This is a genomic window from Segetibacter sp. (genome assembly GCF_025963695.1).
Classification (GTDB): Bacteria; Bacteroidota; Bacteroidia; order Chitinophagales; family Chitinophagaceae; genus Segetibacter.
Genome location: NZ_JAOQAH010000078.1, coordinates 1 through 16,018, shown reverse-complemented (window position 1 = coordinate 16,018; position 16,018 = coordinate 1). Strand labels below are relative to the sequence as shown.

At 41.7% G+C, this 16,018-nt stretch carries 7 protein-coding genes; 2 read left to right on the top strand and 5 right to left on the bottom strand.

All coding sequences use genetic code 11. The annotated features are described in order from the left end of the window. Positions 1 to 93 precede the first annotated feature (93 nt). Positions 94 to 1,359, bottom strand: coding sequence for a hypothetical protein (locus JWR87_RS13255; protein ID WP_297820845.1), 1,266 nt, complete (start codon positions 1,357 to 1,359; stop codon positions 94 to 96). Between the two features lie 605 nt (positions 1,360 to 1,964). Here JWR87_RS13255 and JWR87_RS13250 point away from each other — a divergent pair. Then, positions 1,965 to 3,752 carry an ABC transporter ATP-binding protein gene (locus JWR87_RS13250; RefSeq protein WP_297820843.1) on the top strand — a complete coding sequence of 596 codons (1,788 nt, stop codon included), beginning with the start codon at positions 1,965 to 1,967 and terminating at the stop codon, positions 3,750 to 3,752. 35 nt (positions 3,753 to 3,787) lie between these two features. Here JWR87_RS13250 and JWR87_RS13245 read toward each other — a convergent pair whose 3' ends face one another. Then, a complete protein-coding gene (locus JWR87_RS13245; RefSeq protein WP_297820841.1) occupies positions 3,788 to 4,915 on the bottom strand; it encodes a PAS domain-containing sensor histidine kinase in 1,128 nt (375 codons plus the stop codon). Between the two features lie 297 nt (positions 4,916 to 5,212). Beyond that, on the bottom strand, positions 5,213 to 5,929 hold the full coding sequence (locus tag JWR87_RS13240) for a Type 1 glutamine amidotransferase-like domain-containing protein (RefSeq protein WP_297820839.1): 717 nt from the start codon (positions 5,927 to 5,929) through the stop codon (positions 5,213 to 5,215). 459 nt (positions 5,930 to 6,388) lie between these two features. On the opposite strand from JWR87_RS13240, the gene JWR87_RS13235 reads away from it, so the two are divergent. Then, entirely contained in the window at positions 6,389 to 7,570 is a 1,182-nt protein-coding gene (locus tag JWR87_RS13235) for an ATP-binding protein (RefSeq protein ID WP_297820837.1), read from the top strand. Between the two features lie 534 nt (positions 7,571 to 8,104). On the opposite strand, the gene JWR87_RS13230 is transcribed toward JWR87_RS13235, so the two are convergent. Continuing rightward, positions 8,105 to 8,557, bottom strand: coding sequence for a hypothetical protein (locus JWR87_RS13230; RefSeq protein ID WP_297820835.1), 453 nt, complete (start codon positions 8,555 to 8,557; stop codon positions 8,105 to 8,107). A 77-nt stretch (positions 8,558 to 8,634) separates the two neighbouring features. Beyond that, on the bottom strand, positions 8,635 to 15,945 hold the full coding sequence (locus tag JWR87_RS13225; RefSeq protein ID WP_297820833.1) for a LamG-like jellyroll fold domain-containing protein: 7,311 nt from the start codon (positions 15,943 to 15,945) through the stop codon (positions 8,635 to 8,637). Positions 15,946 to 16,018 lie beyond the last annotated feature (73 nt).

The window sequence follows — 16,018 nt, the reverse complement described above, 5'->3', positions numbered from 1 at the left end:
GTACTTTCCCTGTTGTTTTCTGTAATAAACGTTTTGGGGCGATACATATGTTTTCTTTCCATCTATTTTAATTTCTCTTGAGTTTTCCGGGATCTAATTTACCCGGTCGCCGATCTTTAAATTACTGTATAATTCATTGGTAGTTGCATTGTTTCTCGCTGCTTCCACCTGTTGCTTTTCGTATTCTCTATCTGCTTCCTGTTGCGCTCTTGCCCTTTTGTCTTCCAGGGCTTTTTTATCACGCCTCGCCTGTTCTATCTGCTGCGCATTCTGTTTGCGGATATTATTCAGTTCCTGTGCTGCCTGCCTGTTTTCTTTGATCTGTCTTTTCCTCTCAGCCTCTATCTCTCTTACGCTCCGTTTTTTAACATCATTTAGTTCCTCTTGTGCCAGTGTGGTTTGGCGGTTCTGTCTTTCCCTTCGCGATTCTATCTCTTTTAGACTACGTTTTCTCGTATCCTTCAGTTCCTCTTTTGCCCGCTCGCTTTGCTGCATTTGTCTTTTCCTTTCCGCGTCCATCACTTTCTTTTCATTTGCCAGTCTCTGCTGTGCCGCTTCCCTCAGGTGCTCGTTTTCCGCCTTAAGGGCCTGCTGCTCCTTCGCCGATAGGAGTAGTGCTTTGTCCACTTGTCTTGTATCGGAATACTCAGGACTCTCGCCTTCGTAACTATTATCTACATATACCCCTTTGGCAGCTTGTTTCTTATCTGACCTATACGTTGCGTTACCCCTGCTGTTGCGGTCAGTAACATAAACGACCCTGTCATCGTTGTCATAGCTGCCTCTGGTATTGTAACGGTTCACCTCGTACCGGCCCGAACCAGTGTTTCTATTGCTCCGGTTGCGGGTATTATCGGCCCTGTAATAGTTTCCATCAATTTCGTAAAACCAGTCGCCATTTATTTTTACAGTGCGGCTGCCGTATGGTAGCGGGTTATAGTTATTATATCCCTGACCTTCGTTTAGCTGCTGGTCGCGCCAATTGTTCCCGTAACGGTTTGAGCCATTATAGTAGTTGTACATGCCGTGGCCAGGCGTGGTGCCTGCAGGTAAAATATTTATAATGATACTGGCAGGTGGGTAGGTAGAAGGATAGAAACCTTGAAAAGGTTGAATGAAAAAGCCAGCAGCATTAATAGCCGGGTTACCTCCATAATAAACAGACGGACTGTTTGCAACGCGATTTCGGTAATGTTTGGAATAGTTGGGCTTATAGTACCGGGAAGCATTGCCCGAATAATTCGCCGTACGGTTACTGCCGTAAAATCCCCTGAACTCCTGTGCCTCTACACTTACTGTGCCTATAGTAACAATTAAGAAGGAGAGAACGTATAAAGGCGCTTTGAATAGCTTTTTCATATAGTGAAAGTCTTTTTAGAAATTGCCGCCGGCTGCACTAATGTGTTATCAGATTAAGCCAGCAGGTAATTCTGTTAGATTACCTGTTGCTATTGTTTTTGTATTCAAAACAATGGCCACGTTCAGACCCCGGCCCTCTGACATTGCGAGTCTTTATGCAAACACTGTGGAGAGCCGGGGCTCCGCGTGTATGTATTTTAAGGTGAGGTACATTTGCAACGTCGCCGAAAGCTTTCGGGGTTAAAGGTGCTTTTTAACTTTTGTTGCTGTTGCGGTTTTACGAGGTTCTTATGTACTTAGCAGAAGTGCTACTATAAGACTATTGTTGCGTCGCACATTTGTACTGTTGTAATGCAACTGCGCAGTACGCAGTATCGCTATCATTTAAGATTTAAGTCACTTTTTGAGACTACAGCCGGCCTGGAGTGCTCCTATCATAAAACACAAATTTAAAGTGTATTTGCCGTCTTAATAAACGTTCGATACCTGCCATTTTGCGCTTCATTCTTTATAGAAGGGGTGCCGGCGTTAAGACTTTCATTTCAGTTAAAAAAGATAGAAATAGGGCTGTTCCAAAACTCTCTTCGTAGTTCTTACCTTTAATTATGCGAATTTTATGGCTATACCTACAACCGCACCGAACACTTGTTTTCTTTTCGCTACTACTTGCCGGCGTCGCTCAGTTGCTCAGTCTTATTGACCCTATTATCTTCGGAAGAATTATCGATAATTATGCAAGTAATCCCCAACACCTTCCACAAAATGAACTTGTAAGGGGTGTGTTATTATGGTTAGGAATCGCTGTAGCTGTAGCAACAGTTGCCAGGATTGCGAAAGCGTTCCAGGAGTATACAACACGCCTTGCTGTTGCAAAATTCGGAATGCAAATTTTTAATGATGGTCTTCGTCAAACACTACGTTTATCGTTCCAGGAATTTGAGGAAAACAGAAGTGGGGAAACACTTTCCATTTTACAAAAAGTGAAGACTGATACTGAGAAATTTGTAAATTCTTTTATCACCATTGTATTTTCTTCTGTAGTGGGCATCGGCTTTTTAGTCTGGTACAGCATTACTAAAAACTGGCTCTTAATTCCCGTATTTGTTATTGGCATTCTTGTGCTTGGTTCGCTTACAGGGTTGCTATCTAAAAAGATTAAAACTGTTCAAAGGTCCATAAACAGAGAGACTAATAAAATGTCGGGCGTTATTACAGAAAGCCTAAGGAATATCGAACTTGTAAAAAGTCTTGGACTTACCTTTCCTGAAATACGACGGCTTCGACTGCAAACCCAAAAAATCTTCGATCTTGAAATGGTGAAGGTGAAAAAAGTAAGAACACTGTCCTTTCTGCAGGGAACAGTCTTAAACCTGCTGCGTCAATCCATACTGTTTATTTTGCTCTGGCTCATCTTTCGCGACGTACTTACTACCGGCGAACTCATCAGTATGCAATTCATTTCTACCACCATTTTTGTTCCGTTACAAGATCTTGGTAATATCATCTTGCAGTACCGCGAAGTGGAAGCTTCTATCAATAGCTTTGATTTGCTGATGAAAAAGCCAATTGAGCAACGACCCGAGAAACCGGTTGAAATAGGGGATCTCGATAACCTCCATTTTAAAAATGTTGTTTTTCGTCACAAAACAGCCGGCTATAACGCTATTGATGATATTTCATTTGGTGTAAAAACCGGTGAGACCATTGCCTTTGTCGGTCCTTCCGGTTCAGGAAAATCGACACTGGTAAAACTCCTGGTAGGGTTATACAGACCTGTAAGCGGGGCAATATATTTCAATAACCAGTTATCTACAGACATCCGGTATAATCAACTGCGCAGACAAATTGGCTTTGTAACGCAAGACACGCAATTATTTGCAGGAACTATAAAAGACAACCTGCTTTTTGTGAAACCAGACGCAACAGATGAGGAAATTGTGAACGCATTGGAGAAAGCTTCAGCCACTCAAATGCTTAGTCGTTCATCGGGGGGTATAAACACTTTGCTGGGTGAAAGTGGAATGAAATTGTCCGGCGGAGAAAAGCAACGCCTTTCTATTGCAAGGGCACTATTACGCAATCCAAGGTTATTGATTTTTGACGAGGCAACTTCTGCTCTTGACTCTCTTACCGAAGAAGATATCACCAATACCATTCGCAGTATTTCTGCCTCGCGCCGGCAAATAACTATTTTAATTGCCCACCGGCTTTCTACCATTATGCATGCTGATGTTATTTATGTGTTGGAGAAAGGCAAAGTTTCAGAGATTGGCAGCCACGAAGAATTGTTGCAAAATAAAGGTTTATACTACGCTTTGTGGCGTCAACAGATCGGGGAAAGAAGGCAGCCGGTATTTGAACCACATAACGACGATGAGGGAGCCCTTGAGTAAAATGGACCAATGTTATTTTAATGAATAAATATTTTTCAACAATCCTTGAAAGAGATTATAAATTTCGATCCGGCATTTACTTTACTTTCTAAAGCTATCGTTCCGCCTAAACTGGTAATGTGATTATATACTAAATAAAGTCCTATCCCCTTGCTATCAGAATGTTCATGAAACTTTTGATGCAATCCAAAAACCTTCTCTTTTACGTTTTCCATATCAAAACCTACACAATTATCCTCTATAGTCAACTGACTGATCCCATTTACTTTTTTTGAAACAATGGTAATAACAGGTGAACAATCTGTTTTGGCATATTTAATAGCATTAGTAAGTAAATTAAGGAAGATGCTATGCAGGTAAGCTTTATTAAACTTTACTTTAGCCAGTTCTGAAAAGTTTACTTTAACTATAGTTTTCGAAGTTTTAATTAAGGAACTGATGGATTCAAGCACTATATCCAGCACATCTTTTAAATCAAGTTCCTCAACGGGTACATTTATGCTTTCTTTTTCACTTAAAATATCTACATAACCATTTAGGGTATGCTTTAAACTTTCACTTGCAGCCTTTAGAATATGTATTAATTCAAGCGATTCTTCGTCTGTAATTTTCGAAATATCTAATAGGTCGAAAATGGAAAGTAGATTGTTTACAGGCGCTCTAAGATCATGTGAGGTAGTGTACGTTAATTTCTTAAGCTCTTTATTAACCCTGGTCATATTTGCCAGAAGCATATTACGATCTTCTTCAAGTTTTTTTTTATGCGTTATATTTTTAGCGATTGCAAAAACCATTTTGTCGCTGTCTATATTCATCGAGGTCCACGCAAGCCACACCGTTTCACCCGACTTTGTTACGTAGCGATTTTCAAAATGGAAAAGTGCATTGCCCTTAATAAGCTCAGAACGAACTTTACCCGTTATTCCTTTATCATCGTTATGAACAAAATCGTTAATGGGTCTCGACATTAGTTCTTCATTTGTATAACCCAATAGTTTCGAAACAGCAGGATTTATTTGTTTAAAATATCCATCAAATCCTGCAATGCATAACAAGTCGGCCGATAGTTCAAAAAAAAGTTCGAAGGGGTTGCGTTTAGTAATTGAAATAAGATTGTGGGCGTTGTTCATTCGTAGTGTAAAGGTAAATTGTATTGTTCGCACTCCTGTATTATTACGGATACAGGCACCTAAATGTAAAATAATTGTGTTGCTACATTAAACATTTGTCTTGCTTTTGGCTATAGTCCTTAAAATCCCACTCCTATACTTATCATGTAAGTCAAACAAACCCTTATTCGCTTTGTGTCGTTTACCAAAGGTTGGGGTGGGGTAAAGTGTACAACTTGGTTTAATGACTACCCTTTTTGTACCGGGCTTCGGAACTTCTGCTATACTTCGTTGCGTCGCACACTTTTACTCTTGTTGCTTGCTTCAGCAGCTATGCCGTCGTGTTTTGGTCTACAAACAGGCGTTGAAGGAGTCGCCAGCGGCACAGAAATTTCCGGGAAATATTAAAGTATGCGCCAATGTATCTTCTTTTAAAATAAATTCATTGATGGGTTTTCTGATAGCTTCAACAGTGTTGTCGGGATGAAAAATTAATCCTGCACCCCAAGGAATTTCGTAAGCTCTTTTTATCGTATCTGAAATTTTTAAGAGTGATTCTACTTTTACAACTTCATCTTTATCCTGATGCACCAGTACAATAAAGGGTAAAAATTTAAATGCCTCTGTTGCTTTCATTCTTTCATCGGTAGCTTTAAACGACTGCCATCCTAATTGAATAGCCCCTGCAGAAACGCCAATTAAAATACAACCTTCAGCGTATTTTCTTTGTAAAATTCCATCTATCCCATTTTCCTTCATGATGTTCAACCCAAGTTCAGTATCTCCTCCAGCCAGGAGAATAAGATCGGCCTTGTCTAAAAATTCACGGTCATCTTTATCAAAAGACGAACTGATCTTTTTGCAATTTCTAAGTCCGAGGTTTTGCATGGCTGCAGCGAAAAGTTCGTAAAATACGGGTTCATCATTATTTGAAGCGCCGATATAAGCACATGAAGGATCGGGATTTGTTATATTATTAACCGCTGATTGCAGGTAATACTCCTGCCTGTCATTTTTAATGAAAAGGAGCTGACTGTCTGCGAATAAAAATAGGGGCTTTGTTTGCATTGAATATTTATAATATAGTTTGTATTCGACGAGTTGGGTAAATGTAGAAGCCTATACAAGCCCGCATGTAAAGCTACCTTTTGGGCACTGGTTAAGAACAGAACAAGAGTCAACATTGTTCGGGTAAGGCATAATCAAAGATTTTATATGAACGTACTGTAACAACTAAGGTTGTACGTAACCCACAGCCTGCTTTTAAAATGGGCGTTAACATCGTGCAACCGTGTAGCTGCAAGGAACACTACAGGAGGCACAAACAATTGCCTTTCTCCCAGGTAACGGGGGCTAAACCAATGAGCCTAAGTTCACCAGCAGCTTTGTAGAAGCAGTGATACACTGCACGCGAAATCTTTCTTACAGCTGTCCTCGTATACGCTTATGCACGTTTACATCAATTACCTGTTTTCGAAATATTGCTTATACATTTGATGAAACTACTATAATATAAACGGTTATGAAATGAGTTTTAAGCCCTATGATTGCTATTTTCCTGACGCAGTAGCAGAGGTTAAAGGATTTGCAATTTTTATGTTGGATACTAATGGTATAATCCAAACCTGGAATAATGGATGTGAATTAATGAAAGGTTATACAGCTGAAGAAGCTGTAGGGCAAAGCTTTGATATTCTTTTTCCTGAGTTTTTGAAAGAACAGAATTTGCACGTGTATGAAAGACAACTGGCAAAAGAAAAAGGCAGATATGAAATTGAAAACTGGCGGAGAAAAAAGAACGGAGAATTATTCTGGGCATCTGTAGCCTTAACCCGGGTTCTTGATGAAGCGGGAAATCATATAGGATTTATAAAAATTACGCAGGACCAAACTGACAGGAAAAAATATCTTGAACAGTTAAATATTAATGTTGAAGAGACCAGGGATATTAATATAAAACTCGATAGCATCAATAGTGAATTACTTAGAGCAAATTCGAGTCTTGAAGAGTTTGCATATGCTTCATCTCACGACTTACAAGCCCCACTAAGAAAGATAAGTATTTTTGTAAGTCGATTAAAGGGCGAGCTATGGCAACAGCTAAATGAGCAGCAGCGGGAACTATTTAATCGCATAACAAGATCATCAGATCGCATGTCAGCACTAATGAACGACCTGCTCATCTATTCATATGTTAGTAAGGGTGCAGGAGCAACATTTGAAATTGATTTAAACCTGGAAATAAAAGATGTATTAGAAGATCTTGAGCTTGACATATTAGAAAAAGGAGCAAAGTTTAGCGTTGAAAGTCTGCCAAAAGTTATTGGAGATAAGCGGCAGTTTCAGCAGTTATTTCAGAACTTAATTAGTAATTCAATAAAGTATACAAAGCCCGATGTAGCTCCCATGATAGAAATTTCATCATCCGCGGTAACCGGTTATGAAGCAAAGGAAAGTCTGCCGATTGAAGTGGCTGACAGGCACTATCATCTTATTCAGCTAAAAGATAACGGCATCGGGTTTAACCAGGAATATGCAGAAGACATCTTTAAGGTATTTACCAGGTTACAAGGCGCTAATTATTCAGGTACCGGCATAGGTCTTAGTATTGTTCGAAAAGTTGCCGAAAATCATCATGGCTTTGTTTGGGCGGAAAGTAAACCTGGAGAAGGAACTGTCTTTAAAATTCTCCTCCCCGTAGTAGAATAAGCTATTGCCTATTCTGCAGATGTAGTTGATGGGTGTACGGTGCCCTTAGGTCGTCCTACTGGTGTCTCCTTTATACTCTGTGTCTGGCTCACCGACCCCGGTATTCTTTGAGTGCAGCCCATGCTAATATTCCTGACCTGACTCTTCATAATGCACAGGCAAGAAATCGTCTAATTTCTTCTTCACACAAAACCTCGCACTGCTTTGCTCACCATCCTCCCAATGTTCCACTAACTTCCATTTGCCACGAAGACAATATAAGATGGCGGGAATTATTTTAATTGCTTTCAAATTGCAGCAGACCCTCATTCGGCTCACACAGCAGAAGATGCAAAGGAGTATGGGGCTTTCAACAACAACTTCTATAAAAATTTGGAAAGCAGAAAGACCATTGTTATTTTGAGACTAAGCAGGAGCATTTTTTAATCTTATTGAGGCGTGGCAAATATGGAAAGAGATTAAATAAAATAGCTATGTAAGCAGGTGAAGATTTTATCATAACTAATTTAAGCGAATAAAATATAGCCCCTGTTTTTACTTTAATTGAGTAAGTTCTAATATTTTCGGATTTTCCGCAGAGCCATAAGTGGCATCTACCAAAAAAGTTAATGTAGGCTGAGATTCGTGCATGTAGGATGTCTTATTGCTGTAATACTTGAACGTTATCTTGTTTGCCTCTTCAGATAAGCCTTGTATTAAAACAAAGTAAAGGTGTTGGTTATTAACCTTTACTATTACCCCCAGCCCACGACATTCACCTTTTACAAAGGCTGCGAGTTCATCATTTTCCATTGCAGCGCCAGTTAACCCTACAGGTAATGTAACGACTGCTGTCATTGTAGCAGGGTATTTACCAGAATCATCTGCTTTCCATTTTGGTGCGGCAAATTTAGTTGCTACTTCTTCCGGAATATCCACCGACTTTTTTACGCAACCCAACGTTAACAACACCAGGAAGATACAAAGCGCCCACTTAATCTTTTTCATATTAAAGCTACTTTAAGAATGGTTTACAGCAAAAGATTGTAAAACCTTGTTGCTGTAAACCAAATTTTACATTCCAACTATTGTTTTATTACTTTATAAACATGTTTAATGCCATCAACTGATATATGGATAAAGTACAATCCTTTGTTGGAAAGAGTACCATCAGCGTTTCTGCCGTTCCAGGTAGTTTTGTAACTCGTTCCAAAAACTTTCTGGCTAGGACTGACTAATATAATTCGCCCAGCTACATCAACTACAGACCATTCTATTTCGTGGTTACCTGTTACTGTTAAATTCCGTAAATCGATACTAATGTTTGTAGTGCTATTAAAAGGATTTGGATATACCGTTATTGCGCCAGCCCCTTTTACAAAATTTAATTCCAAAGGGTTAGCCAACGTGCCAATAATGGTGTTAGTGCTGTAACTAACAATGTTACTGGACTGTGCTATAATGCTTCCGCCTCTATCTATCATAAACACAATTGATTGTTTTGATTCTCCACCTATGTTAAAGAAATAGGTGTACCTGTTTATTGCGGGATTAAGAATAGGCTTCGCTTTTCCACGCACTTCTCCGTTTACATAAGCTATTATACTGTCCCCATTTTTAAAGTCAAAGTCAGGGGACACTACTGCTGCAATGGTCATGTTGTCGGAACTACTGTAGTTTCCGGCTACTGGCCGCTGCTCATGATTTAGAATAATGGCTCCTGGTATAATTCTTCCGCCTGAAAGGCTTCCGTTGATAGCAGGATAGTAAAAAGCGGTATCAGTCGCTCTTTTTCTGTACAGCATATAACCTTTGCCCGGCTCAAGAATACTCAGGCTTCCTACCCAGCCACTTTGTTTACCATACATAGCAAAGCCTGTTTGCGATTTAATTACGTCTTGATCCATAGGCACATACCCGGCCAACGCTTCTTTCAAAGTTGCGTTTACCTGCGGCAGGTAGCTGATGTAGTTCCAGCGTGCACCTTTAAGCGGGATGGGCGTGGTGGCAACATTTACCGGAGTGCCATTCAAGGTTAAAGATTGCGCATAAGTAGCTTTCAATTTAAAAAGCGAAAGGTTGTCCAGGCTCTTTAGACTTCCTACCCATTTATCGTTATTATAGATGCTAAAGCCCATCAGGTCATGCTTAATTAAATCGTCATTGGTGAACCTGCCGTTTTGCAGCGTTGTAGTTACCGATGTATTAGCAGGGATCAGCAGGTTAAACGATATCCAATTCCAGTTTTCATTCACAACCATATCCTGGTACAACGATGCGCTGCCGTCGAATACAACAGGGATGGTCGGCGTACCAACTATGCCGTTGTTCCAAAAATTAATAATCCGCGACGGAGTGGCCTTGATTGTTTTTCCGGTGCTTGCCTGCCATATCCTAAACTCTACGTTTGTGCTGCTAACGTCATTACTGTAGATGGTTAGAAAAGTATACCAAAGGTCGTTGGAAGGATTGTAGGTATTGTTGGCTACTCCCACACATATTCCATCAGTAAAGGCGGCCAGCATATCTTCTTTATTTACAGAGTACATGTTGTTGAGGCGTATTTTTCCGTACACGCCCATGTTGTACTGGTAGTCGGATGCCTTCACAATCCAGTCCGGCTTCTTGCCTTTTACTGTTAGAGTCAGTTTTAATGCTTCGGTTTCATTATTGTCGTTGCGCATAAATATGATCTCTTCGTAGCTGCCAATGTTCAATCCTTCGTTAATGGTAAACTCTATTTTAAGGTCGCCCAGAGGTTCAACGGTACCCGTTACCCTTGAAGCTTTTAACCACGAAGGCAGGTTGGTGAGCATAAAACGTTGTGCCGTTCCACCGCTATTTACAAGGTGGCTTTCAAATTTCATTGGTGTATTTACGTCCTTCACCAGGTTAATCTCCCGATCGCTCCATTTCAATTGGTTCTTATCTATGTAAGCTGTCCATGTAACCGGTGATAATATTTTGTTGCCGTTCAGGTCGCGTACATTCTTCGATTTAAACGTGATCACGGTTTTGTCGATGGCCTGTGGTGGCTCCTGCACATTTATGATGAGTGCATCATTGTTCACTACAAAGTCGAACTTCAGGTTAGCCGCCGGACCGGTATCTTTCATTGGTGCAGCTTCGTCGCTTGCTACCGCAGCAGGGGCAATTGCATCGGGCACAAATGTGTTGGCTACTTCCTGCACCTTGGCATCTTTTAACGAGAAATATAAACCGGGCACGCCCTGGAATAACTCGTAATTATCAAAAGGATAGTAGGCCATCAGCCCGAGCTCGTTACCCATTAACCGCACGTTGTTGTTTCTTGATACAAGGGTTTGGTTCAGGTAAGTATTCCATAACCTGAACTCGTCAATATACCCTTTGAAGTACCGGTCGTATTTGGGAACCGCCGGCGCATCGTTGCTGTACCATGTTCTTGCACCGAGGATGGTGGTAGCTGCCGTAATTCCACCAAGGTTGCTGGCGTCAAAAAACTGGTTCAACACCCCGTCAACAAGCAATTGTGCACTACCTGATGTGCGGTTAACCGCGATGGCTACATGGTGCCAGTTATTATCCAGGTAGTTGCCGGTAGCCTGTGCTTTAAAGGCATTATTCCAATAGGTAAGCAGTCCCCCTTCAAAGCCTATGCTAAAGAGGTTAAGCGATCCATCGTATTCGTCGCCGTCTCCCTTACCATTACTTGCCAGTGTTGTATTGGCTTGTGCGGCATCGCCCTTAAACCACATCTCCATTGTATAATCCATAGCCGCCAGTACAGGGGCAAACGAGGTGTTGAGTTTTACATAGTTGTTGCCAATCAGGCTAATGCCTTTGCCTGCAGGTGTACTCCACAATCCATCTAACGCAGCATGCGAACCATGGGCTTTGTCAAACACCACCTGGCCCTTTCCTTCACTCATGGGATAATAGGCAATCAGTCCATTTTCTGCACCCGACAATATGCTCAAACTATTCACCTGTAATTTGATGGAGTTGAGGGTATCGCTCCAAATTCTTGCCTCATGCATTTTGCCCGAGAAATAACTGTTGAGCTTGCTTATACTGCGGCCATACTCAATGTGGCCAATCCCGGTATAAGGGCTTACCGGTGCCGCATGTATCACTTCTACAAAATTGTAGAAGGCAGATACGGTTCGGCTCTTATCGTTATACACCATGGCCACATGCGCCCATTCGCCGGGGTTGTAAACGTATGAAGCCGGACTTTTGATGATGGTTGCACCTATTGTGATCTGTATTTTGTTGTCTGTTGTTAATGCCAATTCCATCGACTCTATTGGGTCGCCCTGACTAAACAGTGTTTGATTAGCTTGCCCGGTTGGAAGCACCCACATTTCTGATGTTATGTTCTTGCCCGTAAAGCTTTTCTCAAACTCTGTCGCCAGGTAATTCTTAATTCCATCAAGCCGTACACTCACCGTATGGTCACCTTTTACCCCGTTGCGTATACCTGTTACCTGAAAATCGCTGTTGGTAAGCAAGCCTGCAGCAATGGTCTCATTAAAGTTTAGCCGCACATCTTCATTAGTATTCAGCACACCGTCTCCAGGTTGTGGGGTACCAAACAGGCGCGGGTTATAGGTATCTTTTATACCACTGATGAGGTTCGACTCGGTAGTAACATAGTCGCTACCCACTTTACAAAAACTCACGGCCTGTATCTCGTAGTTCTGGTCGTTAAATGAGCCATCATCCAGTACAAAATTGTAATTGATAGCCGACGCATTGGAAATGAGTTGCTTCTCTCCCTGGGCTGTACTCAGCTTTGCCGGGTCAGCATAAAAACTCATTACCGTTATCCAGGTACTGGACGACGATGGCTTGAATTGCAAACCGATATGATCAAATAAACTATTAGTTACATCAAAGTTGTCAATCACTAGGGGTAAAAAGCGCCGTGCCTGCCCGTTTACCGGCGACTCTGTATTAAGCACCCATTTGTCCTTGGGTGATTTGATGCTGACATCGGAACAGGAAGGGATAAAGTGCGCAGAGATGAGTACTGTATCTGCAATATTTTCCTGGTAACCGATAGGATTGTATTGGCAGGATGATGTAAGCAAGATTTGAATATTGTCGTAATCCATTGCATCGGACTTCGTAAGCGTAAGCACTTTGGTTATGCTTTCACCATAGGGTAGGAGCACTACACGGCCCGCGCCTCCAATATTGGTTCCATCTACGGCGATAGTTGCTCCCTTTACTGCGTTATTATCAGTATACTTTATTAAGAACGCTGCCGGAAGTTTAGCCTCAGATTCATTGCGCAGAGTAATCTTGTAGGTGGCTTTGCGGCTTGATGGAACATTATTTGCCACGGGGTTATCAACTGTTATAACGGGAACTTCTATTCTTTGGGTAGGCTGGTCGATAACCGTACCAGGCTGGTAATATTTGGAGATAGTAGCACCTACATAAGGACAGGCACTTACCCCTCCTTTGGTATGAAACACGAGGCTGTTATCGGGGGCTTTACTTAGGTCAACGCTAAAATAATCGTTTGTGCTGCTTGATGCAAGATTGAAGCCGGATGTTGTAATGTTTGTACTGTTATTGTTAACCCCTCCTTTGATTGACGTGCCGATAGTCTGCTTGTATTTAAATATTAGTCCACTTCCCTGGAAAATTGCTGTCACATTATCGCTTACGCTGCCAGAAATAACAAAATGAAAGGTGTTGTCACTACTTTGTTTCATACTTGTCAACGCCGTATAGGTTATAGGGCTTGCCGAATGAAAAGAATAGTTTTGAACAAGGGAAGCTTCTATTTTTGCCTTTTCGTTATCAGCCATCCTCTTGTGCCAGTTTGATATATATTGATTTAGAATCATTATCGTGTCGGTGCGATACTTAGAAGAGGTTGGGAAAAATATCTGGTAACTTTTGCCATTATCAAACGGGTCGCTTTTTGCAATTTGTCCAAAGGCAATGGTATCGGTGTTTGATTTGCCAAAGTTGCCATGGCCATTTGGAAGTTTAGAAACATATATCGCCTTTTGTTCAATGTTTGCCTTCGCTTGGGCATCGGCGAGTGAAGTACCAACGGGTAAGAGCGCACTGTTCCTGATCTCAATGAGGTTCGGGATCAAGACCTTCTCTAAATGCTGCTGCGGAAAGGCGAACAGGGTACCGAATATCTCGCCAATATTGATGCCGCTCCTTCTAATGACAACATAAGTACTGGTAGGTGAAGGTTGAAAGAGTACAAGGTCAGTAGCCAGCACCTCAATTCTCTTTGCAATTGTAATGTTGTTGCTTTTACCATAGGCTATGTTAGTAGAGTATCCCACATACACGTCAGCCTCCGGGCCAACAAACGATGGCTCGGCACTGGTTTGAAAGCGTGTGGTAAGGGTAGAGGTTGATTCTCTTACGTTGGTACTGGTAATATGTTCTTCGTGATGTAAACCTAAAGTAAGGCTCGTAGTTGCTTTTACGGTAGTAATTACTCCCGCCCCAATTCCTGTCCAGGTTACAACCTCCGCTCCAAGTTTTTTTGTAAGGTCAACATCACCAACCTGGTCGAAGGAACCGCCGTAAGTAGTGGTATTGGTCAGGGTTGATCCTTTGTCGACATAGGAAAAACTTTTAGACCCCGGAGGATCACGGAGTACCATAAGTACTTTGTCAGGTCCGGCTGTTACAAAGTCGGTACCTGTAAGTTTTCCTCCCATAACAAAAGCCCTTAACTGAGGCTCGCTGTACCAGTTCCAACTAACGTTCACTGCTTCTCCAAAGCGAATATTTACTCCTAAGTCTTTTATACCACCAGTTGAAAGGCCCGGGTCTCCCGCAGTAAATTGATACTCGGCCATGCCCTTGTTGTCAAGTGTAAAAGTATCAGCCGTAGCAGCACCGTTGCGAATGCTGTTTAAAACCGAAACGAAACCGTCGCTGGTTGCCACGTTATCCATCACATTTTTGCCACCAATTTGCTTAATAAGCGGTATACCGTTTATTACACTCTCATAATAGGGGTATTGTTCAAAGGCCTTCAATCCAAATTTGTACAGTTGATTTTGCACAAAAACAGGGTTCCCAAAGTTGTACTGTGCTTTAGCAGCTTTAGTCGTATCAACTACCACAATATTGTCGTTTACACCCAAAAGCGAAGCGGTTTCGAAATGGAGGTTGCCGAAATAAGGTAAAGGCTCGTTGTTGTCATTCTTCTGTACCATTTCCACTGAAGGGGTAACACGTTTTATAAACTTATAAGCAGCGTTAAAAGTGAGGCTGTCAAAATAGGTTTTGGTAACGTAGGTATTCCGGATAGTCAAAGCGGAGTCTGTATAGCGGCGCACCGAACCCTCAGCTGAGAATTTATCAATGAAATCGAGCTGTACGGTTTTACCTTCCAGTATATCGCCCCAACCGGTAACATTTACATCAGAGGCAATAAATTTGACTGGTATAAGATCAGCCACAAATTCACCCGTTATAGGATCTGGCGTTATAACAATACTATTGGTATTATAAGTAACACGCGTTTTATGGATCTTGGATGAGTCTGCTATGCTGGAAGGCAACAAATGGTTAACTGTTATGGTTTGGGCTCCAGGCTCAAGATTTAATGCATACTTAGTGTCGTTCAGCAAAGTCATTCTTATGCTGATATCTTTGCCGAGGTTGTTTACCGATACGGAATGGCCAAGGGGTAAGTTGTTTTGGATTGCTCCGCCTGCAACCCTGCCAATAAACCTGATGGTAGTGATGTCAGTAAGGCTTAAACCACTTTCACTATTCTGGTAATTCCGATTGTTTCCATCCCGGTCAGTAATTTTACCATCATTCTCGAATAAATGGTTGGCTTTAACTGTTTTTACCTCATGTACACCTACCGGAACAGATATATCGAAAAGTCCGTTCTCATCGGTTTCTATGATAATACCATTACTCCTCTGTGCGTATTGCCCGTCAATTTTAAACTGAACCCCTGGCACGGGTACAGTAGTGTTTTTATAATAAACATAGCCTGAAACCGGGAACGAGGATTTGTCTTTAAAATCAACCGAAAACTGAGTGGAGGAGGGCGAGAGTAGCCGGTTTACCGATATGGGATCAAACTTGTGCGTACCCTTTAACGGAACAATGGTGTAGGTGGTGCCATTGCCAAGATAGGGTATGCCAGCAATAAAATAATTGCCTGAAAGATCAGTATAGGATTTAAAAGAAAGTTGGTCGGCGGTGGGGGTGGTGTTTGACCTGGAAACAGCAGCGCTGTTCATTTTGCCATCGTTGCGGTTGTAGTCCTCGCCATGAAACGAAAGATCATAGAACTGGTTGGCGATTGTTTCATCAAAACGCCAGTAGGCTGCAAGGCCGTTTTCGTCGCCGGTAAACAATCGTGTTTGATTCTTAGTTGCCTCTTCAATACTTAAGGCCACATTGTACACCCGTATTTCGTCGATAAAGCCTTTGAACAATTGGGTGGGAAGCCCTCTTCCGATGTATACCACC